This is a genomic window from Sediminibacterium ginsengisoli (genome assembly GCF_900167075.1).
Lineage (GTDB): Bacteria > Bacteroidota > Bacteroidia > Chitinophagales > Chitinophagaceae > Sediminibacterium > Sediminibacterium ginsengisoli.
Map to the genome: position 1 here is coordinate 101,584 of NZ_FUWH01000001.1, position 21,623 is coordinate 123,206.

The 21,623-nt window shown below is 46.2% G+C and carries 22 protein-coding genes; 14 read left to right on the forward strand and 8 right to left on the reverse strand.

Going from position 1 to position 21,623, the window contains the following annotated elements; genetic code table 11:
* Positions 1–138 precede the first annotated feature (138 nt).
* On the reverse strand, positions 139–1,953 hold the full coding sequence (typA, locus tag B5D42_RS00570) for a translational GTPase TypA (protein WP_078829477.1): 1,815 nt from the start codon (positions 1,951–1,953) through the stop codon (positions 139–141).
* Positions 1,954–2,174: 221 nt separating this feature from the next.
* Here typA and B5D42_RS00575 point away from each other — a divergent pair, with 221 nt between their 5' ends.
* The 3 genes from B5D42_RS00575 to B5D42_RS00585 all read left to right on the forward strand — a co-directional run bounded on the left by B5D42_RS00575 (position 2,175) and on the right by B5D42_RS00585 (position 5,327).
* Positions 2,175–3,167 carry an alpha/beta hydrolase gene (locus B5D42_RS00575; protein WP_078829478.1) on the forward strand — a complete coding sequence of 331 codons (993 nt, stop codon included), beginning with the start codon at positions 2,175–2,177 and terminating at the stop codon, positions 3,165–3,167.
* A gap of 59 nt (positions 3,168–3,226) precedes the next feature.
* On the forward strand, positions 3,227–4,273 hold the full coding sequence (locus tag B5D42_RS00580; protein ID WP_078829479.1) for a 3-oxoacyl-ACP synthase III family protein: 1,047 nt from the start codon (positions 3,227–3,229) through the stop codon (positions 4,271–4,273).
* Between the two features lie 136 nt (positions 4,274–4,409).
* A complete protein-coding gene (locus B5D42_RS00585; protein ID WP_078829480.1) occupies positions 4,410–5,327 on the forward strand; it encodes a diacylglycerol/lipid kinase family protein in 918 nt (305 codons plus the stop codon).
* A 203-nt stretch (positions 5,328–5,530) separates the two neighbouring features.
* Here B5D42_RS00585 and B5D42_RS00590 read toward each other — a convergent pair whose 3' ends face one another.
* The 4 genes from B5D42_RS00590 to serS all read right to left on the reverse strand — a co-directional run bounded on the left by B5D42_RS00590 (position 5,531) and on the right by serS (position 7,974).
* Positions 5,531–5,848 (reverse strand): type II toxin-antitoxin system PemK/MazF family toxin, encoded by a 318-nt coding sequence (locus B5D42_RS00590; RefSeq protein WP_078829481.1) that lies wholly within the window; start codon positions 5,846–5,848, stop codon positions 5,531–5,533.
* On the reverse strand, positions 5,841–6,071 hold the full coding sequence (locus B5D42_RS00595) for a hypothetical protein (protein WP_078829482.1): 231 nt from the start codon (positions 6,069–6,071) through the stop codon (positions 5,841–5,843). Before B5D42_RS00595 ends, B5D42_RS00590 begins: the two co-directional genes overlap by 8 nt.
* A gap of 207 nt (positions 6,072–6,278) precedes the next feature.
* Entirely contained in the window at positions 6,279–6,581 is a 303-nt protein-coding gene (locus tag B5D42_RS00600; protein ID WP_078829483.1) for a hypothetical protein, read from the reverse strand.
* A gap of 121 nt (positions 6,582–6,702) precedes the next feature.
* A complete protein-coding gene (gene serS / locus B5D42_RS00605; RefSeq protein WP_078829484.1) occupies positions 6,703–7,974 on the reverse strand; it encodes a serine--tRNA ligase in 1,272 nt (423 codons plus the stop codon).
* A gap of 182 nt (positions 7,975–8,156) precedes the next feature.
* Here serS and B5D42_RS00610 point away from each other — a divergent pair, with 182 nt between their 5' ends.
* From B5D42_RS00610 to B5D42_RS00640, 7 genes are all read left to right on the forward strand, one after another.
* Positions 8,157–10,352 (forward strand): sensor histidine kinase, encoded by a 2,196-nt coding sequence (locus tag B5D42_RS00610; RefSeq protein ID WP_078829485.1) that lies wholly within the window; start codon positions 8,157–8,159, stop codon positions 10,350–10,352.
* A 2-nt stretch (positions 10,353–10,354) separates the two neighbouring features.
* Positions 10,355–10,792 carry a response regulator gene (locus tag B5D42_RS00615; RefSeq protein ID WP_078829486.1) on the forward strand — a complete coding sequence of 146 codons (438 nt, stop codon included), beginning with the start codon at positions 10,355–10,357 and terminating at the stop codon, positions 10,790–10,792.
* A gap of 50 nt (positions 10,793–10,842) precedes the next feature.
* On the forward strand, positions 10,843–11,187 hold the full coding sequence (locus B5D42_RS00620) for a hypothetical protein (protein WP_078829487.1): 345 nt from the start codon (positions 10,843–10,845) through the stop codon (positions 11,185–11,187).
* Positions 11,188–11,233: 46 nt separating this feature from the next.
* Positions 11,234–11,611, forward strand: coding sequence for a glycine cleavage system protein GcvH (gene gcvH, locus B5D42_RS00625; protein ID WP_078829488.1), 378 nt, complete (start codon positions 11,234–11,236; stop codon positions 11,609–11,611).
* A gap of 63 nt (positions 11,612–11,674) precedes the next feature.
* Entirely contained in the window at positions 11,675–12,217 is a 543-nt protein-coding gene (locus B5D42_RS00630; protein WP_245825514.1) for an RNA polymerase sigma factor, read from the forward strand.
* A 1-nt stretch (position 12,218) separates the two neighbouring features.
* Entirely contained in the window at positions 12,219–13,022 is an 804-nt protein-coding gene (locus tag B5D42_RS00635; protein ID WP_078829490.1) for an anti-sigma factor, read from the forward strand.
* 210 nt (positions 13,023–13,232) lie between these two features.
* Positions 13,233–13,502, forward strand: a complete 270-nt coding sequence (locus tag B5D42_RS00640) for a VanZ family protein (protein ID WP_139366930.1) — start codon at positions 13,233–13,235, stop codon at positions 13,500–13,502.
* Positions 13,503–13,826: 324 nt separating this feature from the next.
* Here B5D42_RS00640 and B5D42_RS00645 read toward each other — a convergent pair whose 3' ends face one another.
* The gene (locus B5D42_RS00645; protein ID WP_078829492.1) at positions 13,827–14,615 is read right to left on the reverse strand and encodes a glycoside hydrolase family 25 protein; all 789 of its coding nucleotides are present in this window, start codon (positions 14,613–14,615) and stop codon (positions 13,827–13,829) included.
* A 38-nt stretch (positions 14,616–14,653) separates the two neighbouring features.
* Positions 14,654–15,094, reverse strand: coding sequence for an NUDIX domain-containing protein (locus tag B5D42_RS00650; RefSeq protein WP_078829493.1), 441 nt, complete (start codon positions 15,092–15,094; stop codon positions 14,654–14,656).
* A gap of 81 nt (positions 15,095–15,175) precedes the next feature.
* On the opposite strand from B5D42_RS00650, the gene B5D42_RS00655 reads away from it, so the two are divergent.
* From B5D42_RS00655 to B5D42_RS00665, 3 genes are all read left to right on the forward strand, one after another.
* On the forward strand, positions 15,176–16,207 hold the full coding sequence (locus B5D42_RS00655) for a radical SAM/SPASM domain-containing protein (RefSeq protein ID WP_078829494.1): 1,032 nt from the start codon (positions 15,176–15,178) through the stop codon (positions 16,205–16,207).
* A gap of 80 nt (positions 16,208–16,287) precedes the next feature.
* Complete coding sequence (locus tag B5D42_RS00660) at positions 16,288–16,737, forward strand: MarR family winged helix-turn-helix transcriptional regulator (protein ID WP_078829495.1); 450 nt, start codon at positions 16,288–16,290, stop codon at positions 16,735–16,737.
* Between the two features lie 160 nt (positions 16,738–16,897).
* A complete protein-coding gene (locus B5D42_RS00665; RefSeq protein ID WP_078829496.1) occupies positions 16,898–18,379 on the forward strand; it encodes a glycoside hydrolase family 10-like protein in 1,482 nt (493 codons plus the stop codon).
* An 88-nt stretch (positions 18,380–18,467) separates the two neighbouring features.
* Here B5D42_RS00665 and B5D42_RS17815 read toward each other — a convergent pair whose 3' ends face one another.
* Entirely contained in the window at positions 18,468–18,770 is a 303-nt protein-coding gene (locus B5D42_RS17815) for a hypothetical protein (RefSeq protein WP_176112860.1), read from the reverse strand.
* A 10-nt stretch (positions 18,771–18,780) separates the two neighbouring features.
* Here B5D42_RS17815 and B5D42_RS00670 point away from each other — a divergent pair, with 10 nt between their 5' ends.
* Entirely contained in the window at positions 18,781–21,513 is a 2,733-nt protein-coding gene (locus B5D42_RS00670) for an outer membrane beta-barrel protein (protein WP_176112861.1), read from the forward strand.
* Positions 21,514–21,623: the final 110 nt, after the last annotated feature.

The following is a 21,623-nucleotide window of genomic DNA, read 5'->3' on the forward strand; positions in this document are numbered from 1 at the left end:
TTGAATGAATTTGAACAACTCACATAGTTGGGCATCGGCCTGCACTGAGATTGATGAGATACCATCTTATGATACCAAAATAAAAAAGCGACCAGTAAACATACCGGTCGCTTTTGTTATTTGAAAGACAATTCGGAACTATCCGATCGCCTCAGATTGCATGCTGCGTGCTACCTTTTTACGGTCTTCTTCGTTCAGAACGGTTTTACGCATACGGATCGTTTTAGGCGTTACCTCGATGCACTCATCCTGCTGGATATATTCCATGCACTCTTCCAGGGTGAACTGGAGCTTCGGTGTAATGCGAACGCTGTCATCGCTTCCGCTGGCGCGGTGGTTGGTCAGCTTTTTAGCTTCCACTGCGTTTACGTTCAGATCGCCTGGTTTGATATGCTCGGCGATGATCTGGCCCGCATATACCTCTTCTCCCGGATCGATAAAGAAGCTTCCGCGATCCTGTAATTTATCGATAGAATAGGCGGTAGTTGTTCCCTGGAATTTAGAGATCAGCACACCGTTGTTACGGCCCGGGATCGGCCCCTTCCACGGTTTGTATTCAATAAAGCGGTGTGCCATTACAGCTTCACCTGCAGTGTTGGTCAGCATTTGTGAACGCAGACCGATCAGTCCGCGTGAAGGAATTTCGAATTCAAGGTGCTGCATTTCGCCCTTGCTTTCCATCACCTGCATTTCACCTTTACGCTGTGTTACCAGATCGATCACTTTACCGCTGAACTCCGACGGTACATCTACTACCAGGTTCTCATACGGCTCATGTTTTTTACCATCGATGGTTTTCACGAGTACCTGCGGATTACCAACAGTAAGCTCATACCCTTCACGACGCATCGTTTCCACTAATACGCCCAGGTGCAGGATACCCCTTCCGTAAACCAGGAAGCTGTCGGCACTGTCTGTATCTTCCACGCGCAATGCAAGGTTCTTCTCGGTTTCTTTCATCAGCCTGTCGCGCAGGTGACGTGAGGTAACGAACTTACCATCTTTACCAAAGAACGGTGAGTTGTTGATACTGAAAGTCATGCTCATGGTCGGCTCATCCACGCTGATCACCGGTAATGCTTCCGGATTTTCTGCATCGGCAATGGTATCTCCGATATTGAAATCTTCCAGACCTACCACTGCGCAAAGATCGCCTGATACAACTTCTGCCACGCGGCGTTTGCCCATGCCCTCAAATACATACAATTCTTTCACACGGCTCTTCTTGATGGATCCGTCTGTCTGAACCAGTGCGATCTGCTGGTTTTCCTTTATAGAGCCACGCGTTACTTTACCAATGGCAATACGGCCAAGGAAAGAAGAATAATCGAGTGATGTGATCTGCAGTTGCAGGGTTCCTTCTGTTACAACAGGTTTCGGAACATATTTAATGATACCATCCATTAACGGGAGGATATCTTCTGTAGGAGTCAGGCTATCGTTGAACCAGCCGTTCTTGCCGCTTCCGTAGAAAGTAGGGAAGTCAAGCTGTTCTTCTGTTGCATCCAGGTTGAAGAAAAGTTCGAATACTGCATCGTGAACTTCATCAGGACGGCAGTTCGGTTTATCAACCTTGTTGATCACAACAATCGGCTTCAGTTTCAGCTGTAATGCTTTCTGCAGTACAAAACGTGTCTGCGGCATCGGGCCTTCAAAAGCATCTACCAGCAGGATCACCCCGTCGGCCATTTTCAAAACGCGTTCTACTTCACCGCCAAAGTCACTGTGGCCCGGCGTATCGATCACATTTATCTTGATGTCGTTGTAAGTAACGGCAGCATTCTTACTAAAAATGGTAATGCCCCGTTCTCTTTCGAGGTCATTGCTATCCATGATCAGCTCACCGGTTTCCTGGTTTTCGCGAAAAACCTTGGTAGTCTGAAGGATTCTGTCCACCAATGTTGTTTTGCCATGGTCAACGTGTGCGATGATGGCAATGTTTCTTATTTCCATGTAAAATTTTAAGGCTGCAAAGGTACGGCATTCACATGGGCGGGCAAAGAAGGAAAACAAAGTTAACATGTTGTGCCATGAAGAGCTACAAAGTATTTTTATTCATAATGCTTAAATCGCTCTTTTACATTTATAATATGAACATTCCCTAAAAACTTTCCCCGTTAAAACCGTCAGTGGTTTATACCGGGAATTTGGTTAGTTTTAGGTAAACAACTGTTATGCGCCTCCTGAAAAGAACCATCCTGGTCATTGCCATCATTGCCGTGATTTACCTGTTGGGGCCGCATCCGGCTCGTCCTGTTTACGGACTTACACTGCCGGCAGTGCCTGCTGAACCTGCAAAACTGGATGCTTATGTGACGGCAATTGAAGCTGGTCACAAGATCAAACCCGACAACGAAGCGCGTATCGTATGGGCGGACAGTACAAAAAAGAAAACACCTTATGCCATCGTTTATCTCCATGGCTTCAGTGCCAGCCAGGAAGAGGGTAACCCGGTGCACAGGGATATTGCAAAACAGTTCGGCTGTAATCTTTATTTGTCGAGGCTTTCACAACATGGCATCGATACGGCAGATGCGTTGGTCAATCTCACTGTTGATAACCTCTGGGAGTCTGCCAGGGAGGCATATGCCATCGGGAAACAGCTTGGAGAGAAAGTAATACTGATGGGTACCTCAACCGGCGGAACGCTTGCATTGCAGCTGGCGGCGGCTTACCCGGAAATTGCAGGACTGGTGCTGCTGTCGCCCAATATTGCCATCAATGATCCCAATGCCTGGATACTGAATAACCACTGGGGTGTGCAGGTCGCGCGGCTGGTAAAAAAATCGAAATTCAATACCTCAGCCAACCAGACGCCCGTATACAAGCAATACTGGACCTCTCAATACCGCCTGGAAGCCGCAGCAGAATTGCAGGAAATGCTGGAGACAAGCATGACCGATATTACGTTCCGGAATGTAAAACAACCGCTCCTGTTGCTTTATTATTATAAGGATGAAGCACACCAGGACCCGGTTGTAAAAGTTTCTGCCATGAAAGAAATGTTCGGTGAAATAGCAACGCCGGCAGCGATGAAAAAAGAAGTGGCTATACCGGGAACGGAAAATCATGTACTGGGATCGGCTATCGTATCCAAAGATGTCGGAAGCGTAGAAAGGGAGATTAAAAATTTTCTTAAAGACGTAATGAAATTGCCGGTGCCGTAATTTGCTCCCTGCGCTCGGCGAGTTTTCCTAACTTCACTTTTCAATCAAACGATTTGTATATGCCATTGAGTAAAATAGCAGGTATTGGTATGTATGTACCCGAAAATGTAGTCACGAACCAGGACCTTACCCGCTATATGGATACTTCCGACGAATGGATACAGGAGCGCACCGGCATCAGGGAGCGCAGATATGCGCACCGGACGGAAGAAACCACCACCACTATGGGTGTGAAAGCAGCAGAGATCGCCATTGAAAGAGCGGGAATACAGGCTGCAGATATAGACTTCATCATCTTCGCTACCTTATCTCCGGATTATTATTTTCCCGGCTGTGGTGTTTTGCTGCAGCGGGCAATGAAGATGAAAGAGATCGGTGCGCTGGATGTGCGCAACCAGTGCAGCGGTTTTGTGTATGCACTGAGCATTGCCGACCAGTTCATTAAAACAGGGATGTATAAAAATATTCTCGTGGTAGGAAGCGAGAAACATTCTTTCGGTCTCGATTTTTCAACCCGTGGCCGGAATGTTTCCGTGATCTTCGGCGATGGAGCGGGTGCTGTGGTATTACAGCCCACAGAAGAGGCCGGTCGCGGCATACTGAGCACACACCTGCACAGTGATGGCGAAGCAGCCGAGATACTGGCCATGTACAATCCAGGTACGCATGGCAATTACTGGGCTAAAGACCTTGCCGACTTCGACAACGCTGCGATCGGTGAAATGTTCATGAGTCATGCGATGATCGATAAAGCGCAGAATTTTCCTTTTATGGATGGCCCTTCGGTATTTAAAAAAGCCATAGTGAAATTTCCGGAAGTGGTGATGGAAGCGCTCGACAGGAACGGTCTTAATGCTTCGGACATAAACATGCTCATTCCGCACCAGGCCAACCTGCGGATCAGCCAGTTTGTGCAGCAGAAGCTGGGTCTGCGTGATGACCAGGTGTATAACAATATTCAATCTTACGGAAATACAACGGCGGCATCCGTACCCATTGCCTTGTGCGAAGCGTGGGAGAAAGGGCTGATCAAAGAAAAAGATCTTGTATGTCTAGCCGCTTTCGGCAGTGGATTTACATGGGCAAGCGCTTTATTGAGATGGTAATGCATAACAGGTTGTATCAATCACAAGCCGGTCATTTTCTTACGATTAACAGGATTTTATACCAATCCGTGAAAAAAAAGTGTACCATTGAAGTTTTAGAACGAAGACCCGCAGAGCAGTTATTTAATTAGAGACGATGGAAAGAAAAATTGTGTACCTGGTAAACCCTGTATCAGGTACTTCAAAGAAAGATGGGGTTAAAAAACTGGCAGAATCGGTAACTACCGCAAAAGGCATTCCTTATGAGATCATGCATACCCATGCAAACGGAGACTACGACCTGCTGAAAGAAAAAATACTTGCAGAACATATTACGGATGTAGTGATCATCGGCGGCGACGGCACCGTAAACCAGGTAACCAAAGCGTTGCATACATTACCTGTTAACTTTGGCATCATCCCGCTGGGCTCAGGTAACGGCCTCGCGCTGGCGGCTGGTATACCTTCAAAGACTGAACAGGCGCTGGACCTGATCTTTACAGGCAAAGCTGCTTATACAGATGCATTCATGGTGAACGATGAATACTCGTGCATGCTCAGCGGTATGGGATTCGATGCGCAGGTAGCCTATGATTTTTCAACCAAAGGAACGCGCGGGCTGTTTACTTATGTACAGCAGAGTATCATCAATTATGTAAAAGCGCATCCTTATCAGTATGAGATTGTGCTGGAAGATGGCTTCTCTTTTTTCTCAGATGCGTTTTTTATCAGTATCGCCAACAGTAACCAGTTTGGGAATAATGTTACCATTGCACCGCAGGCAAGCCTGAACGACGGATTGCTGGATATTGTAATTGTTCAGAAAATGAACAAGGCCCGGCTGCCGTTTGCGATCTTAAGGCAGATCCGCGGAAATAATAAACTGCAGCAACTGGTGGAAGACATGAGCAAGAAGAATATCCTGTATTTCCAGACCTCTGCACTCCTGATCCGCAACCTCAAGCACGCGCCGTTGCATATCGATGGCGAACCGAGGCCTACGGCGGATGAGTTCAATGTAAAAGTATTACGCAACTGCTTCAGGCTGATCAGGCCTCCGGAAGCAGGAAATTAATGCAATAAAAAAGCCGCTTTCGTTAAAGGCTTTGCGAAGGTTGGGGCATCGGGGTTCCCACTGCTGGCTTGGTCACTACAAACTCGATTAAATAAAGCCAATTACAAAAGCTGATTAAAATTCTCCCGTTTAAACGGGGACTGATGGGCTATACTCTGTCGCCCAACTTTTGCAAAACCAATGTTGGCTGAAGTGCGATAAGATTAAAGTTGCAGCAATTCCTTGAGCTTCTCATCTAATTGTCTCAACTCGTTTGATGTTAGCTTACCGAGCAGTCCCTTTGCTAATGATCTGTCTAGTGTCGCAATCTTTGCAACACGAATCAAAGATTGCTTTCTGAGTCCGTTTTCAGCAGAAGGGTTAAGGATCATATCAGATTTGTCTTTCCAGTCAAGCTGACTAGTTACAAAACAAACGGTTATATCAGCGTCTGTTTCAACCAGGACAACGGCTGGTCGTAACTTTGTGCCGCTTAAATCTGTAAAAGGAAAAGTAATTAAAACAATGTCACCCTTAGTCATTGTAGACCTGTTTTAGGTCACCCAATGTGTAAAGGTCTTCTTCCTCTTGAAGAAAAGAGAAGGCTTTGCTGTCTGATGCCATTTTTTGCATAGACTCAACCAGCTTGTGGTCTTCGTATCGTTTGGACACGAAATCAGCAAAGTCAGAGATTTCCTCTGCTTTGTCTTCAGGTAGTCGATTTATGGCCTGAAGCGTCTTTTCAATAATAGCCTGACGTGTCATATTGTAAAGTTATGCAAAAAAGATCAATTCAGCATTGCAGCCAACGTTAAAGGCATTGCGAAGCTTGGGCCATCCGTGATCCCTCTGCTGGCTTGGCCACCACAAACCCGATTAGCGTAAGCCAAAATACAAAAGTCGATTAGAATTCTAACTGATGATGGGCGAGATTCCGTTGCCGAGATTTTGCAAACCAATGTTATCGGCAGTTTAGTCGAGATCAAAATGTATTTTAGTATCAGTCGCATCGAATAATTCAGTTGTAGCACCATCGCGGATGCCTATAATTTTTTCATCATCTGTCAAAATGACTTTATCGTAGCTGGAAATCAAAAAGCCAGCTATTTTAAAACCCAATTTTGATTGGTAGTCTTCCGGAGCAATTTTCGATTGCTCAAGTTCTCTATTGATAAGATTTATTTGCTCAGATAATACTCTATCAGTCACTTGAGCCGATGCCAAACTACTTCCTAATAGCTTTTCAAGTTGGTTTTGTTGAATTAATATATCCATATGTGCTATTTAAGCTCTGTGAAAATTAATTCATGCGATTCTTTCATCCGAAAATTGGATATGCTTGAATAATTGCCCACAACGTATGAATGAAAGCGGCTTTTTTTATCTGGTACAAAACCTATTGTATCATTTCTTTTCCAAAATAACGCTGCAGCGCTGCCGGAAGCCTGATGCCGTTTTCCTGCTGGTTGTTCTCGAGCAGGCAGGCCATGATGCGTGGCAATGCCAGTGAACTTCCGTTGAGCGTATGCACCAGCTGTGTTTTACCCGATTCGTCTTTGAAGCGGCATTTCAAACGGTTGGCCTGGTAGCTTTCAAAATTACTCACACTGCTCACTTCCAGCCAGCGTTCCTGTGCGGCGCTGTATACTTCAAAGTCGTAGGTGATGGCGCTGGTAAAACTCATATCACCACCGCATAAACGTAGTATACGGTATGGCAGTTCCAAAGCCTGCAGCAGGCGTTCTACATGCAGTACCATTTCATCCAGTGCTTCATAACTTTTATCAGGATGTGCGATCTGTACGATCTCCACTTTCTCAAACTGGTGCAGGCGGTTCAATCCGCGCACATCTTTACCGTAACTGCCAGCTTCCCTTCTGAAACAAGGGCTGTATGCCGTCATTTTAACCGGGAATTCATCTTCTTTCAGAATAGTATCGCGGTAAATATTGGTAACAGGTACTTCCGAAGTCGGGATCATATAGAAATCGTCTTCGGGCATATAATACATCTGTCCTTCCTTGTCGGGCAGCTGACCGGTAGCGTATGCAGAAGCGGCATTCACCATGAAAGGCGGGAGTACTTCCTTATAACCGGCTTCGGTATTAAAATCCAGGAAATACTGGATCAGGGCGCGTTGCAGCCTGGCGCCGTTGCCGGTATACACCGGGAAGCCGCTTCCGGTAATTTTATTACCGAGTTCGAAATCGATCAGGTTGTATTTTTTGGCGAGGTCCCAGTGCGGCACAGCCGTTTCGGGCAGGTTCACAGCTACATCGCTCTGGCGAACCACCACATTGTCTTCCGGGGTTTTGCCTTCGGGCACCTGCGTGCTTGGCAGGTTTGGCAGTTGTACGAGAGAATCGTTCAGTTCCTTTTCCACTTTCGCCATCTGTTCTTTCAATGGTTCCAGCGAACTTTTCCAGTTAGCTACATCGGCTTTCAACGCTTCAGCGGCTTCTTTCTGCGCCTGCGCCATCAGTTTGCCGATCTCTTTGGAGGCGGCATTCACCTTGGACTGCGTATTGTCGAACTCGGCCTGCAGTTTCTTTCTTTCATCGTCGAGCGCGATAATACTGTCTACCAGTTCCGTCTGCTTAAAATGCTTTACAGCCAGTCTTTTTTTAACGTTCTCCGTATCGTTACGCAGAATACTCACCTGTAACATAAAAGGATCAATTTGGCGCAAAGATAAGCTTTAGAACAAGTGCATATGCGTAGCAATACGGTTTTTCGGCCGCACTGTTGCATGAGGATTTTTTTTAGTATAACTTGGGTAGCACATTATTGCACCGGAAGAGGCTGGACTGACGGGGCTGACCGGGATAATGTTTGTTACGGTTGAGGCCGATGAAAAAATCTTTCATATATAAGCTTTCGCTCGTATTTGTTATCACGCTGGTCGTTATCATGGGCAGTGGCTGGCTGGCCTATATCAATAACGACAGAGCAAAGAAGATCTCCGCCTGGATCGTGCATACGGAAACGGTGCTGGATATTACCAATCAGACTTTTTCGCTGATACAGGATGTGGAAACACGTTCCCGGGGCTTTGCGCTCACCGGCGACGTTGATTTTCTTGGTGATCAGGATGGCACAAAGGCAAAGATTTACAGCAATCTGGATACACTCCGGTACTTAACAGCTGATAATCCGCTGCAGAATGTGAGGATTGATTCCCTTGGTTTGTATGTGAGAAAAAGGATGGAGTTTGACCAAATGGTGGCAGATACCCGCCGCAGCAGCGGTATAGCAACAGCTGCAGATCTGATTTCCCAAAGGACCGGGAAATTATACATGGACCGGATCCGGCAGCTCATTGTTCAACTGCAGGCGGAGGAAAAAAGGCTGCTGGAGGAACGGCGCTCTGCCAATATTGCTACCACGCAACGGGTTAACCTGATCCTGCTCCTGCTTTTTGCAGCAACTATAGTGATAGTGGTACTTTCTTTTATTGCTATCCGTAATTATCTACGGGATCAGAAACGCCATCAGCTGGAGCTCGAAGAATGGACGGCCGGCCTGGAAGAGAAAATAAAAATGCGGACGGAAGATATTACCCGGAACGAGCGCCGGTTCCGGAATATCATAGAGAACGGTAACGATGTGATCATCCTGCAGGATAGCGCAGGCATGATCGTTTACCAGAGCCCTTCTGCAGAGCGGATTATAGGCTGGTCAGGCGAAATGCCGGGACACAGGCTTGAAGTTCATCCGCAGGACCATGTATTACTGTCGGAAAAAGAGCAGGAGGCAAAGCAGCATCCGGGTACACCTATCCGCCTTACACTTCGTCTCAGGCACCAGCAGGGCTATTACATATGGATAGAAGGGATATTGAATGCACTTTTTCACGATGAATCGGTGCATGGTATGCTGCTTAACTTCAGGGATATCACAGAGCGGGTTAAATCGGAACAGAAGCTTCGCGAAACGTTGAAAGAAGTATCCGATTACAAATATGCGCTTGATACCGCCTGCATTATAGCTATCACCGACCAGAAAGGCGTGATCAGGCAGGTGAACGAAAATTTCTGCCGGATATCGCAGTATACTCCCGAAGAACTGATCGGCCAGGATCACCGGATCGTTAACTCGCAATATCATCCTCCCGAATTCATAAAAAATCTCTGGGTAACCATAGCGAACGGCAAAACCTGGTCGGGCGAGATCCGGAACAAGGCAAAGGACGGAACTTACTACTGGGTGGCAACTACTATTATCCCCTTCCTGGATGAGCGGGGAAAACCCTATCAGTATATGGCTATCAGGGAAGACATCACAGACCGGAAAAAAGCAGAAGAGCAGATCCGGCAGATGACCGGAGAACTGGAAGAAAGGGTGAAAATGCGTACCCAGCAATTGCAGGAAGCTAACCAGGAGCTGGAATCCTTCACTTATTCCGTATCGCATGACCTGCGGGCGCCGTTACGGTCGATCGACGGCTTTACGCGGATTCTTTCAGAAGATTATACAGATAAGCTCGATGACGAAGCGAAAAGGCTGATGGATATCGTATTGAAAAATGCGAAAAAAATGGCGAATCTGATAGACGATCTGCTGGCTTTCTCCAGGCTTGGAAAAAAGGAAATATCCAGGCGGAATTTTTCAATGAATGAAATGGTACAGCAGGTATATGAAGATATTCTACCGTCAACTGAGGGCCGGGATATCAAATGGACGATAGCAGATTTGCCCGATGTGCCCGCCGATACAGCAGCCCTGCGCCAGGTATGGGTAAATATTATTTCCAACGCAGTTAAATATACCCGTCACACCGAAAAAACAGAGATCACGATAGGTGCGGATGAAGAGGCGGATAAAGTGGTGTATTATGTAAAAGACAATGGCACCGGCTTCGACATGCAATATATAGAAAAGCTTTTCGGGGTATTCCAGCGGCTGCATTCCGAGCAGGAATTCGAGGGAACAGGGGTGGGGCTGGCCATGGTGCGGCGGATCATCAACAAACATGGCGGTGAAGTATGGGCAAAGGGCGAGCTGAATAAGGGAGCCACGCTTTATTTTTCATTACCTAAAACTTAAATATGATGCAAAGCGCAGATGTATTACTGGTGGAGGACAATCCTAACGATGCCGAGATGACAATGCGGGCATTAATGAAGAACAATGTAGTCAATTCTATTACGCACCTCTCAGACGGCGCACAGGCGCTGGATTACCTGTTCCGGAAAGGAGAATATGCAAGCCGTACACCAGGGCACAATCCCAAGCTGATCCTGCTGGATCTTAAAATGCCGAAAGTAGACGGTATTGAAGTATTAAGAAAGATCAAAGAAACCGAAGACCTGCGGACGATCCCGGTAGTGGTGCTCACATCGTCTAACCAGGATCCGGATATCAGGATCTGTTACAGCCTGGGTGTAAACAGTTATGTGGTGAAACCTGTGGCTTTTGAGGCGTTTATCAAAGCCATTTCGGGGCTTGGGCTTTACTGGCTGATCACCAATCAGCCGCCGCAATGAGGTTTGATTATTATTTGCATCGGTAACGCGCCGCCCAGTAACTTTGCAGCATGTTTGTAAATGATGATCTGCAGCAAAGATGGTGGGCGCTGGAAGCAAAAATGGTAGAACGGTTCGGGAAAAAGCCGGACCTGGAGGCGATCCTGTTCCTGATCGGCATGCAGGAAACGGGCTTTATGAAAGAAAAGATCTCTAAAGAGCAGAAGCAGGACCTGATGCACGTTGCCGTATGCACGGTATTATGCCAGAGCGGCTATTACCTGTTGCAGGGGCACGATAAGGAAGGCTGGCCGCATTTCCAGCAGGTGAAAGAGCTGCCGGCAATGACGATGCCGGTACAGGAAAATTTTATAAAAGATCACGTACTGCTTTATTTTGAACAACAGGGGTTTTAAAAGAGGAATATTTTCCTAATATTTGCATTATCAAAACACGACTCATATGAATTTCCCGGCAGAATTACGTTACACGAAAGATCACGAATGGATAAGCCTCGAAGGCAATGTAGCCACTGTAGGTATAACAGACTTTGCACAGCATGAGCTGGGAGATATCGTATATGTGGACATTAATACAGTGGGCAGTGCCCTCGATGCAGAAGCGGTTTTTGGTACAGTAGAAGCGGTGAAAACCGTTAGCGACCTGTTACTGCCTGTAGCCGGTACTATTACCGAAGTAAACAGTCTGCTCGAAAAACAACCGGAACTGGTGAACACTGATCCTTATGGTGATGGCTGGATGGTAAAAGTAACTGTTGCCAATCCGGAAGACGTAGCCGCCCTGATGAGCAGCGACGCTTATGCCGCACTGGTAGGTTAAGAAATCCGGATCGTTTTCCGCTACGTATATCTTTACGTACAACCTTAATACCAAAGCCCAGTTTTGCAAGTAGTTAAGAAATACAGCGAAACAGAACTTGTGATGCTGCTCCGGCAGCGGTCAGGTGATGTATTTGAGTATCTGTATGATAATTACGCAGGGGCCCTCCATTCTATTATCCTGAACATAGTAAAGGAAGAACAGCAGGCATCCGATGTACTGCAGGACGTATTTGTGAAGATCTGGAAACAGATCGGCAATTACGACAGCAGCAAGGGCCGGTTGTTTACCTGGATGCTTAATATAGCACGCAACAGCGCCATAGACCTGGTGAGGAGCCGTCATTTCCAGAATAGTCAGCAAACGCTTGAATTAAGTGAGGAAGTGTATAATGGCGGAAGCACGGAAGGCCTCAATACCGATCATATCGGGTTGCGGAAGATTGTGCACCAGTTGAAAGAGGAGCAACGTGTGTTAATAGAATTGGCCTATTTTCAGGGGTATACGCAGGACGAGATCGCAAAACTCACTGCCTTACCATTGGGAACGGTTAAAACAAGAATAAGAGCCGGTTTGATCCAGTTAAGACAAATGATTAAAATATAAAGTGGATATCAGGGAATACATAGAAAGCGGAGCTATCGAAAGCTATGTGCTTGGCCTGGCCGATGCACAGGAAGCTGCCGAGCTTGAGCTGCTGAGCCGTCAGCATCCTGAAATAAGGGATGCCATTGACGCATTCGAGGCTTCCCTTGAAAGCCACGCGCTGGCGCATGCCGTTCCCCCACCCGCTGGCGTGAAGGAAAAACTGATCGGTGAGCTGAAAGATGGTTTTGTTGTAACCGATGTTATAACAACTGCTCCTGTTATCTCCGTCAACCGCCGCACCAGGTATATAGCCGCCGCTGCTGTTATATTACTGGTAGTAAGCGCAGGACTTAATATTTATTTCTATAACCAGTTCCGCGATACCAGGAACCAGTACCAGGCGCTGCTGATACAGAAGAACAGCCTGCTGGCAGAAAATAACGTGATGCAGGCCCGCTCACTGAATATGTACGAAGGCATGCAGATGATGAGCGATCCGGCCGTAAGAAAAGTTTCCATGTCAGGCGCAGGTACCGGCGTGAAAGAAAGGGAGAATAACCTGGCTACGGTATTCTGGGATAGCAAAACCAAAGATGTGTACCTGCTGGGCAATAAACTGCCCCAGGCACCTGCCGGAAAACAATACCAGCTATGGGCTATCGTAAACGGCAAACCTGTTGATGCAGGTATGATGGGCGATTGCCAGGGTCTCTGCAGGATGAAAAATATTACAGCCGCCTCAGCCTTCGCTATCACACTCGAGAAGGCAGGCGGTGTTGCCCAGCCCACACTTTCCGAACTGCAGGTGATCGGTAAAGTATAAACATTCCCCAATTTTCAGTTCCGTACCTCTTCGTCCTGCCGGTGGTTTTATCTTTGCCGGTTGTATCGTTATTGCTAATTAAAAACTCATGATTTGAAAGCTGTCCGCTTTATACCGGCTATTGCCTGGTTTGTGATCAGTGCTGTACTTTTTTGTTTGCCGGGATCTTTGATTCCGTCCCAAAGCTGGTTTTACGAACATATCCCTCAGATGGATAAAATAGTTCACGTGACCATTTTCACTTTATTGGGGATTACGCTGGCATACCCTGTCAAAAAAAGCAGCGTATCACACAGGAACAGGGTAAAATGGTTTCTCTTCGTTGCAATAATGGGTATCTTATATGGAACAGCGGTAGAATTTGTACAAAGGGCCTGGATTGCTAATCGTAGCTTTGATGTGTATGATATTGCTGCAGATACGATCGGCTGTTTACTGGCCTTCATTTTCAATATGATCGCATTTACAGAAAGGGCATAAAAAAAATTGGCCCCGATAGAAATCAGGGCCGCAACCAAAACTAACTGCTTATGAGAAAATTGACTACTTAACGTGTTTAATTATATAGAGCAAATCCGATGCCAATCTGTTTTTCACTTTTGTTAATCATTTCTAAAGATCTTTTTGTCTCTCCTATTCTGTGTCTTTAGCTCTCTTGCTCTTTGCTTATACAAATGTCTATATTAAAGACGAAAAGAAGTGTCAAGGGTTTAACAATGAAATGTTAAAGGAATAACTACAGGCTGTAGTTTGTTCTGAATGGACTGATTTTCAGCAAATTAAAAACCCTGATTTTAAAGGAAATTATTGCAGTAATAATTGCCTGAATGCGGTAGAATCTCCGTTGAAGACATTGCAGTCAACCGCGGTTATAATGCCATTTACCCTGCCGGTTTCACTGTGTTGCCAGAACGTCCATTCACGGCCTACCCTCGGTTTTTCCGGTTCCAGATAGTGCGCTACCCAAAGTGGATAATCGTTGAATTTTTTCCCCAGGTTCCGGTTATAAAAATCCGCATAAGTGTAGATGATTGGTTTTATACCATAATGAGCTTCCACTGCCTGCAGCCATTCTTTGAGCCTGGTCCGCATCAGCTCGGGTTTTACACCGTATAGCTGTTCTATATCTACCACGGGCGGAAGATCACCCTTTTGCAAACCAGCCTGTCTGATGAAATTTGCTGCCTGGTCCTTCCCGCTTTTTGTAGCCAGGAAAAAATGATAAGCACCACAGATCATACCTGCAGCTTTCGCACTTTCAAAGTTTGTTTTGAACTTTTTATCTGCATCGTTCAGTCCTTCCGATGCTTTGATAAACGCAAATCCCATCCGTGTACCGTCTACTTCCATGGCTTTCACTTCCGGCCAGGCAATGCTGCGCTGGTGACTGCTTACATCGATACCGTGAATGTCATATCCGGAAGGCATCGTAATTCCAAAAGCTGTATAACGGGCTTCCGAGGCCTTCTTTTCCTGTTCCTGCTGTAATAAATACCGGATGGAAAGGAAGAGAGAAACGCCTCCCAGCACAATGAGTACCAGCAGCCATAATACTCGTTCAATCCTGTTGTTCTTTTTAGCCTTTCTAGCCATAACGCAGCCAAAACTCCGTTTAATTATTCATAATCGCATTACCGTACAAAAAACTGTCCTGAAGTATCGAGCGCATCGGAAAGCCAGGATGGATTGATCCTGGCGAAATTGCCGGGAAGTGCTGCAGGATCAAAAAAACCAAGTGCGGCGGTTTCTTCGTTACAGAAGCCGGCTGCAATCTGATCATGCAGTACGGCTTCAAAATAAGTGGTGATGTATTGCACGGAGCCAGATGTGTAATGATAGGTTTGAGAATCGGGGGCTGAATACACACCAATGCACCTTTTTACGGAAGCGCTTGTTCCGGTTTCTTCCCTTATCTCCCGGATGATAGCATTTTCAACAGTTTCGCCAAATTCCACATGACCTGAAATGATGCACCACTCATTCACATCCTTTCTTTTCTGCAGCAATACCTGACCCTGCTCATTGAAGATAACGGCAGCAACTGCAGGCAGGATAACCGGAGTCTTTTCCATGCAATTATTTTCTGCAAAGTAAGCACCTGGCCGCAACTAAAACAGGGAAACTGGCCGTTCTACATTATTTTTACAATCACGATGCCTTATTTCAACTGGAACGATACGATCAATCTTTTTACCAAGTTTACCCCGCGGCGGTTATGGAATGCCGCTAAAGTGTATACCAGCTACCAGCTTACACGGTTAACGGGTAAGCCGGTACAATGGGGATACCCGGTATCCATTTCCTTCGAACCTACCACATCCTGTAATCTCCGGTGCCCGGAATGTCCGAGCGGACTGCGTGCATTTACGCGACCTACCGGGATGCTGCAGCGCGATTTCTTCACCGAAACCATCGATGATATTCATAAGGAGATCCTCTACCTGATCTTTTATTTCCAGGGCGAACCTTACCTGAACCCCGAGTTTCTGAACATGGTAAAATATGCGCATGATAAAGGCATTTATACGGCCACATCTACCAATGCACATTACCTTACCGATCAGAAAGCAAAACAAACGGTGGAGAGCGGGCTCGACAGGCTGATCATATCCATCGACGGCACTACACAGGATGTTTACCAGCAATACCGTGTAGGCGGCAAGCTGGACAAAGTACTGGAAGGGGCGCGCAATATTGTGAAATGGAAAAAGGAACTGAAAAGCAAAACCCCTTTTGTATTCTTCCAGTTCCTGGTGGTAAAACCCAACGAACACCAGATCGAAGAGATCAGGAGGCTGGGTAAAGAAATAGGTGTAGACCAGGTACGTTTTAAAACAGCGCAGGTCTACGATTATGAAAACGATCCGCACCAGCTGATTCCGGAGAATAATAAATACAGCCGTTACAAGAAGGACAGCAACGGCAACATGAAAGTAAAGAGTGGCCTCAGCAATCATTGCTGGAAGCTCTGGCATGCGAATGTGATCACCTGGGACGGCCTTGTTGTTCCCTGTTGTTTTGATAAAGATGCGATGCATCGCCTGGGTAATCTCAAAACCCAGGGCTTTAAAGAGATCTGGAACAATGATAATTACCGGCAGTTCCGCCGCGAACTGGTAACGAGCCGTAAGAACATCGATATCTGCGCCAACTGCAGCGAAGGACTTACTGTGTGGGAGGATTAAGGCGAACAATATATTATATATTTAACTTATTCAACTTCTCCGGGTTCGTTCTGATCCTTATTTTATTGTACTTTTACTGAATGGGCATTGAAAAAGATATACAGCAGCAGACGTTCAGAAATGAATATCAGAAGGCCGCTATTAATATTATTTTTTCATCCAACTGGCTCAATGAAAAAATAAAAGCGTTGCTGGAGCCGGAAGACATAACCCAACAGCAATACAATATCCTGCGCATCCTCAAGGGGAGCAAACAGCCACTCAGTACATTACAGATCAGGGCGCGCATGCTGGATAAGATGAGCGATACCAGCCGTATTGTAGAACGCCTGATGAAAAAAGGGCTGGTAGAAAAAAGAACCTGTACGGCGGATAAACGCCTCGTAGATGTAAGCATTTCCGCGCGTGGCGTTGCTTTGCTGGAAAAGCTGGAGAATATGAATACCGAACTGGACGAGATCCTCAACCGTCTTTCGGAAGAAGAGGCGAAGACCCTGAACCGCCTGCTGGATAAGATCCGCGAAGCGTGACAGGCGAAAAGCGAAGTATAATAAAATTGTTTTTTTATTTCCCGGATTCGAAGGATTAGTAATTGATATAACTAAGGAGCACGCTGTGTATTTAAGCACTGCAACAGGTATTTCATCCACATTTCAGAAACCGCCTCACCACATCATTTATCTTTGTACCATGAAAAGAATACTTACGTGCAGCCTGCTGCTCCTTACCACGTTATTGACAACCGCCTCTTTTGCGCAGGTATCGCCTGCTTACGAATTCCGCGCTGTATGGGTGGCAACGGTGAGCAATATCGACTGGCCCAGCCGTAAGAACCTTTCTGTTGAACAGCAAAAACTGGAATTTACCAGGTTGCTGGATATGCACCAGGCCAATGGCATGAACGCAGTAATTGTACAGGTAAGGCCTGCTGCCGACGCCCTGTATCCGTCTCCTTACGAACCCTGGAGTGAATTCCTTACCGGTCGCCAGGGTGTTGCACCAGCCCCGTATTATGACCCGCTGGAATTCATGATCGACGAAACGCATAAACGGGGGATGGAATTTCATGCATGGCTGAACCCCTACCGTGCCGTGTTCAACATGCTCACCTCTTCAGTTGCCCCCAACCATCTTACCAAAACAAAACCCGAATGGTTCCTGGTGTATGGGGGAAAGAAATACTTCAACCCCGGTTTGCCTGAAGTACGCGAGCATACGGTGAAAGTAGTGAAAGACCTGGTTACACGATATAATATAGACGGGGTTCATATGGACGATTATTTCTACCCCTATCGTATAGACGGGAAAGAATTTCCAGACCAGAAAACCTATGCACAATATGGGCGGGGCCTGAGCAAGGACGACTGGAGAAGAAGTAACTGCGACAGCGTGATCTTTGAACTTTTCACTGCCATCCGTTCCGTAAAACCTAAAATGCGTTTCGGGATCAGTCCTTTCGGTATCTGGCGGAATAAAAGCCAGGACCCGATGGGTAGCGATACAAGAGGCGGGCAGACCAATTACGACGACCTGTATGCAGATATCCTCCTGTGGTTGCAGAAAGGCTGGATCGATTATGTTACCCCGCAGCTGTACTGGGAGCGCGGCCACAAACTCGCGGATTATGATATACTCCTGAAATGGTGGAATGAACACGCTTATGGCAAACACTTATATATCGGTCACGGTATTTACAGGGCCGGTACCAATGCCGCCTGGCGTAACCCGGATGAAATTCCGGCAGAGATCAGGGAGCTGCGGAAATACAGCACCACGCAGGGAAGCATTTACTTTAACAGTAAAGTGTTTGAAAAGAATCCCAATGGCTGGAACGACAGCCTGCGGAACAATTATTACCGTCACCCGGCACTGATCCCGGCCATGCCCTGGATCGATAATGCCATTCCTTCACAACCCCTGACTGAAAAGCTGGACAACGACCAGGTAAAGCTGGTATACAAAGGCGAAGACAAGATCCGCGCATTTGCCATATTTACAGTAGCGCCGGGTGTTGAACCGAAATTCACCAATGCACAGCTTGTACAACTGATCATTGCCGACAAAACGGTTACTGTTGACCTGAATAAAGTACCGGATGCGAAAGGAATGAAAATTTATGCGGCGTCGGTAAGTCCTTATAATAATATCAGTCCGTTTACAGAGTTAAGGTAAAACTATCATTATCAGTATTTTATATCAATCGCCGGGACATGTAAGTGCCGGCGATCGCATTTCGGGCCGGTAAAGAAAAAAAATACTGTCAGGCATTCCAACCTTTATCCTGTTTCCTGCTCTTTTTAGTGCGCCCGTTGCGCAATTCATTATGCGGAAACTGAATCTTATCATACCAGTATTGATCCTTGCGGTTGCGCTGCTCCTTCTTTTTTGCGAGCGGCAGCCGGCAAAACAAAACAGGATGAGTGAAGCCAGTACTTCCATAACGGAAGACATCGGATCCGCAGCCGTCATGTTCAGATGTATCTGAGAAAGAAAAATTAATTAACCGGCAACCAGAACCCAATATGAACTGTTCAAAATTATTGGCATGCTTTCTTGCGTGCATACCTCTTCTTGTGCATGCCCAGAACTCGGGGCAGATCAGCGGAAAGATTGTTGATTCCGTCTCCGGCAAACCTCTTTCACTTGCAACCGTATCTGTTTTTACCGCAGCAGATACCACACTTGTCACTTATCGTCTCAGTAATGATGGCGGCGATTTTAAGGTGACCGGACTTCCTCTTTCAAAACAATTAAGAGTGATCGTTTCTTACTCAGGCTATGCAGTATACAGACAGGAATTCAGCCTGACGGCCGAAAAATCCGAACTGAATACCGGCACTGTTGCGTTGGTCACCAATGCAAATACACTGGATGAAGTGCTGGTTATAGCAGAACGTCCGCCGGTAGTGGTAAAAAGAGATACCATCGAGTTTAATGCGTCGGCATTTAAAACATTGCCTTCTGCGCTGGTGGAAGACCTGCTGAAAAAACTGCCGGGTGTACAGCTCGATGCAGATGTGAATATCACCGTGAACGGAAAAAAAGTGAACCGTATCATGGTAGACGGAAAAGATTTTTTCGGGGGCGATCCGAAAATGGCTACGCGTAACCTTCCTGCCAATGTAATTGAAAAGATCCAGGTGGTGGAAGATAAGGAAGATGCAGAGCAGAACCCGGATAAACCCAAATCAGATATCGGCCAGGTCATTAACCTGAAGCTGAAAAAAGATGTAAAGAAAGGCTGGTTCGGTAAAGCATATGCCGGCGGCGGCACAGACGAGCGTTATGAAACAGGAGGGATCATCAATACTTTCCGCGATACATTGCAGTTAAGTCTGCTCGGGTTTGCGAATAACCTGAACAAAGCCGGTTTCGGATTTAATGATATCCGTTCATTGGGCGGGTTCGACAGAAGCGGTATCAATAGCATTACGTCAACCAGCGGTGGCGGATTAAGTGTAAACGGGATTTCTTTCGGCGGAATAGGAGAAGGTGTGCAGACTTCAGCCGGCGGCGGCTTTAACCTGAATACAGAATTCAAAAAGAATATTACCCTGAATGGCCAATACTTCTATGGCCAGACCCGAAATGATATTACAGAACTGAACAGCAGGAAACAATTTCTCGGCGATACAATACTCACCACAACCCAAAAACGGGAAGAAGTACAAAAAACATTCAATCACAGGTTTGGAATGGGATTGAAATGGAGGATCGATAGTCTTACCAGGCTTGAATTCCGCCCGGGACTTGTAATATCGGACCAGGAAAGCAACCGCCTTACAAATATCAGTACCGAAAGCAATAAAGACGGACTGCTGAACCAGAGTAACAACCGCCAGCAGGTGAACGGACATAATGTGAATTACAATCATTCACTCACGCTCAATAAAACCTTCAGAAAAAAAGGCCGATCGCTGAATGTTTACAATTACCTGTATAATGATGCAACAGGCAGCGATCAGTATAATAACGTACTGAATACTTTCTACCCCACAGGCTCAACTACGTTAGACCAGCTGCGCGACCGCGACCTGGTTACAACACAGGTAACATTAAATACCATGTATTATGAACCGATCAGCAAAAGCCTTTCGCTCAGGCTGGCTTACCTGCTGAACTATACGGTGAATAAAGACGATCTCTCTACTTTTAACAAGAACGGGGGTAACGGCAAGTACGACCAGATCAATCCATTATTGACCAATAATATCGAGCGCACAAACCTGCGCAATACAGCAGCAGGCAGCCTGATCTGGAAGTATAAAGCACTCACGGTAACTGCAACCGGTAACCTGCTCTGGCTGGATCTTTCCAATAAATTTATTTCTGCGGGGAAAGAAGTACCAATGCATTATACTTATTTCCTGCCGGGTCTGTACGTGAACTGGAAGATCTTTAATGTCAGTTACGACAAAAGTATAACCCCGCCGTCCTTATCAGATATCCAACCCGTAGCGGACAATACCAACCCGTTATACATCAACAAAGGGAACCCGGATCTGCTGCCTGCGGAAAGACATAATGTAAGTTTCAGTTTCTTTAAAAATATCCCGCAGCAAAGCCTGCTGCTTACCGGTTACCTGAACGGAAGTTTTACAAATAACGGAGTGATCAGAAGCAGGACCATCGACGCCAACGGTATACAAACGACTATGCCTGTTAATTCGGATGATATCTATTCTATATACAGCAACCTTTATTTCAACAAGCAATTCAAGCTGAATAAATCCTTTCAGTTCACGATCGGAGCGGGATATAATGTAAACTACAACCGGAACCTTATTCTGATCAATAATCGGAAAAGTGCAACCACTACTATCGATGCCAACCCTTATGTAAGCGGTGGCATTAACTGGAAAGATAAAATTGAGTGGAATATTGCCTATACCCGCGGTTACAACAAAACGAGGTACGAGAGCAATGATTTCACAGATCTTGATGTAAACCGACACAGCCTGAATACGGATATAGTATTGCGCTGGCCCAAAGGCATTGTATGGGAGAGCAACCTGAATTACCGTTACAACTCGCAGGTAGCGCCGGGTATGCCCAAGTCAGTGGCGCTGCTTGGGGCAGGTGTTACATTCCTGTTCCTGAAAGAAGATAAAGGCCAGCTGAAACTTTCTGTATCAGATCTGCTGAACCAGAACACATCGATCTTTCGTTATGCTGCCGACAACTATATCAACGACAGGCAGATCAATGTACTGCAGCGTTATTTCATGCTCACGTTCACTTATAATATCCGGAGTTTCAAAGGCGGAAAAGTTGGTGGGTCGCAGAAAACATTTTTCTTTCTCTGATTGCCTAGTATGGTTTATGACAGCCCCCCGCAGTTCTCTGCGGGGGCTTTTTTTTTGACAGAAACAGCGCGGTCGGATATGGAAAAAAGAAGAATCAGCGTCTGTAAAAT

Coding starts and splice junctions, on each gene's coding strand:
- typA (WP_078829477.1), bottom strand. CDS start 1,953: ATGGAAATAAGAAACATTGCCATCATCGCACACGTTGACCATGGCAAA.
- B5D42_RS00575 (WP_078829478.1), top strand. CDS start 2,175: ATGCGCCTCCTGAAAAGAACCATCCTGGTCATTGCCATCATTGCCGTG.
- B5D42_RS00580 (WP_078829479.1), top strand. CDS start 3,227: ATGCCATTGAGTAAAATAGCAGGTATTGGTATGTATGTACCCGAAAAT.
- B5D42_RS00585 (WP_078829480.1), top strand. CDS start 4,410: ATGGAAAGAAAAATTGTGTACCTGGTAAACCCTGTATCAGGTACTTCA.
- B5D42_RS00590 (WP_078829481.1), bottom strand. CDS start 5,848: ATGACTAAGGGTGACATTGTTTTAATTACTTTTCCTTTTACAGATTTA.
- B5D42_RS00595 (WP_078829482.1), bottom strand. CDS start 6,071: ATGACACGTCAGGCTATTATTGAAAAGACGCTTCAGGCCATAAATCGA.
- B5D42_RS00600 (WP_078829483.1), bottom strand. CDS start 6,581: ATGGATATATTAATTCAACAAAACCAACTTGAAAAGCTATTAGGAAGT.
- serS (WP_078829484.1), bottom strand. CDS start 7,974: ATGTTACAGGTGAGTATTCTGCGTAACGATACGGAGAACGTTAAAAAA.
- B5D42_RS00610 (WP_078829485.1), top strand. CDS start 8,157: ATGAAAAAATCTTTCATATATAAGCTTTCGCTCGTATTTGTTATCACG.
- B5D42_RS00615 (WP_078829486.1), top strand. CDS start 10,355: ATGATGCAAAGCGCAGATGTATTACTGGTGGAGGACAATCCTAACGAT.
- B5D42_RS00620 (WP_078829487.1), top strand. CDS start 10,843: ATGTTTGTAAATGATGATCTGCAGCAAAGATGGTGGGCGCTGGAAGCA.
- gcvH (WP_078829488.1), top strand. CDS start 11,234: ATGAATTTCCCGGCAGAATTACGTTACACGAAAGATCACGAATGGATA.
- B5D42_RS00640 (WP_139366930.1), top strand. CDS start 13,233: ATGGATAAAATAGTTCACGTGACCATTTTCACTTTATTGGGGATTACG.
- B5D42_RS00645 (WP_078829492.1), bottom strand. CDS start 14,615: ATGGCTAGAAAGGCTAAAAAGAACAACAGGATTGAACGAGTATTATGG.
- B5D42_RS00650 (WP_078829493.1), bottom strand. CDS start 15,094: ATGGAAAAGACTCCGGTTATCCTGCCTGCAGTTGCTGCCGTTATCTTC.
- B5D42_RS00655 (WP_078829494.1), top strand. CDS start 15,176: ATGCCTTATTTCAACTGGAACGATACGATCAATCTTTTTACCAAGTTT.
- B5D42_RS00660 (WP_078829495.1), top strand. CDS start 16,288: ATGGGCATTGAAAAAGATATACAGCAGCAGACGTTCAGAAATGAATAT.
- B5D42_RS00665 (WP_078829496.1), top strand. CDS start 16,898: ATGAAAAGAATACTTACGTGCAGCCTGCTGCTCCTTACCACGTTATTG.
- B5D42_RS17815 (WP_176112860.1), bottom strand. CDS start 18,770: ATGCACGCAAGAAAGCATGCCAATAATTTTGAACAGTTCATATTGGGT.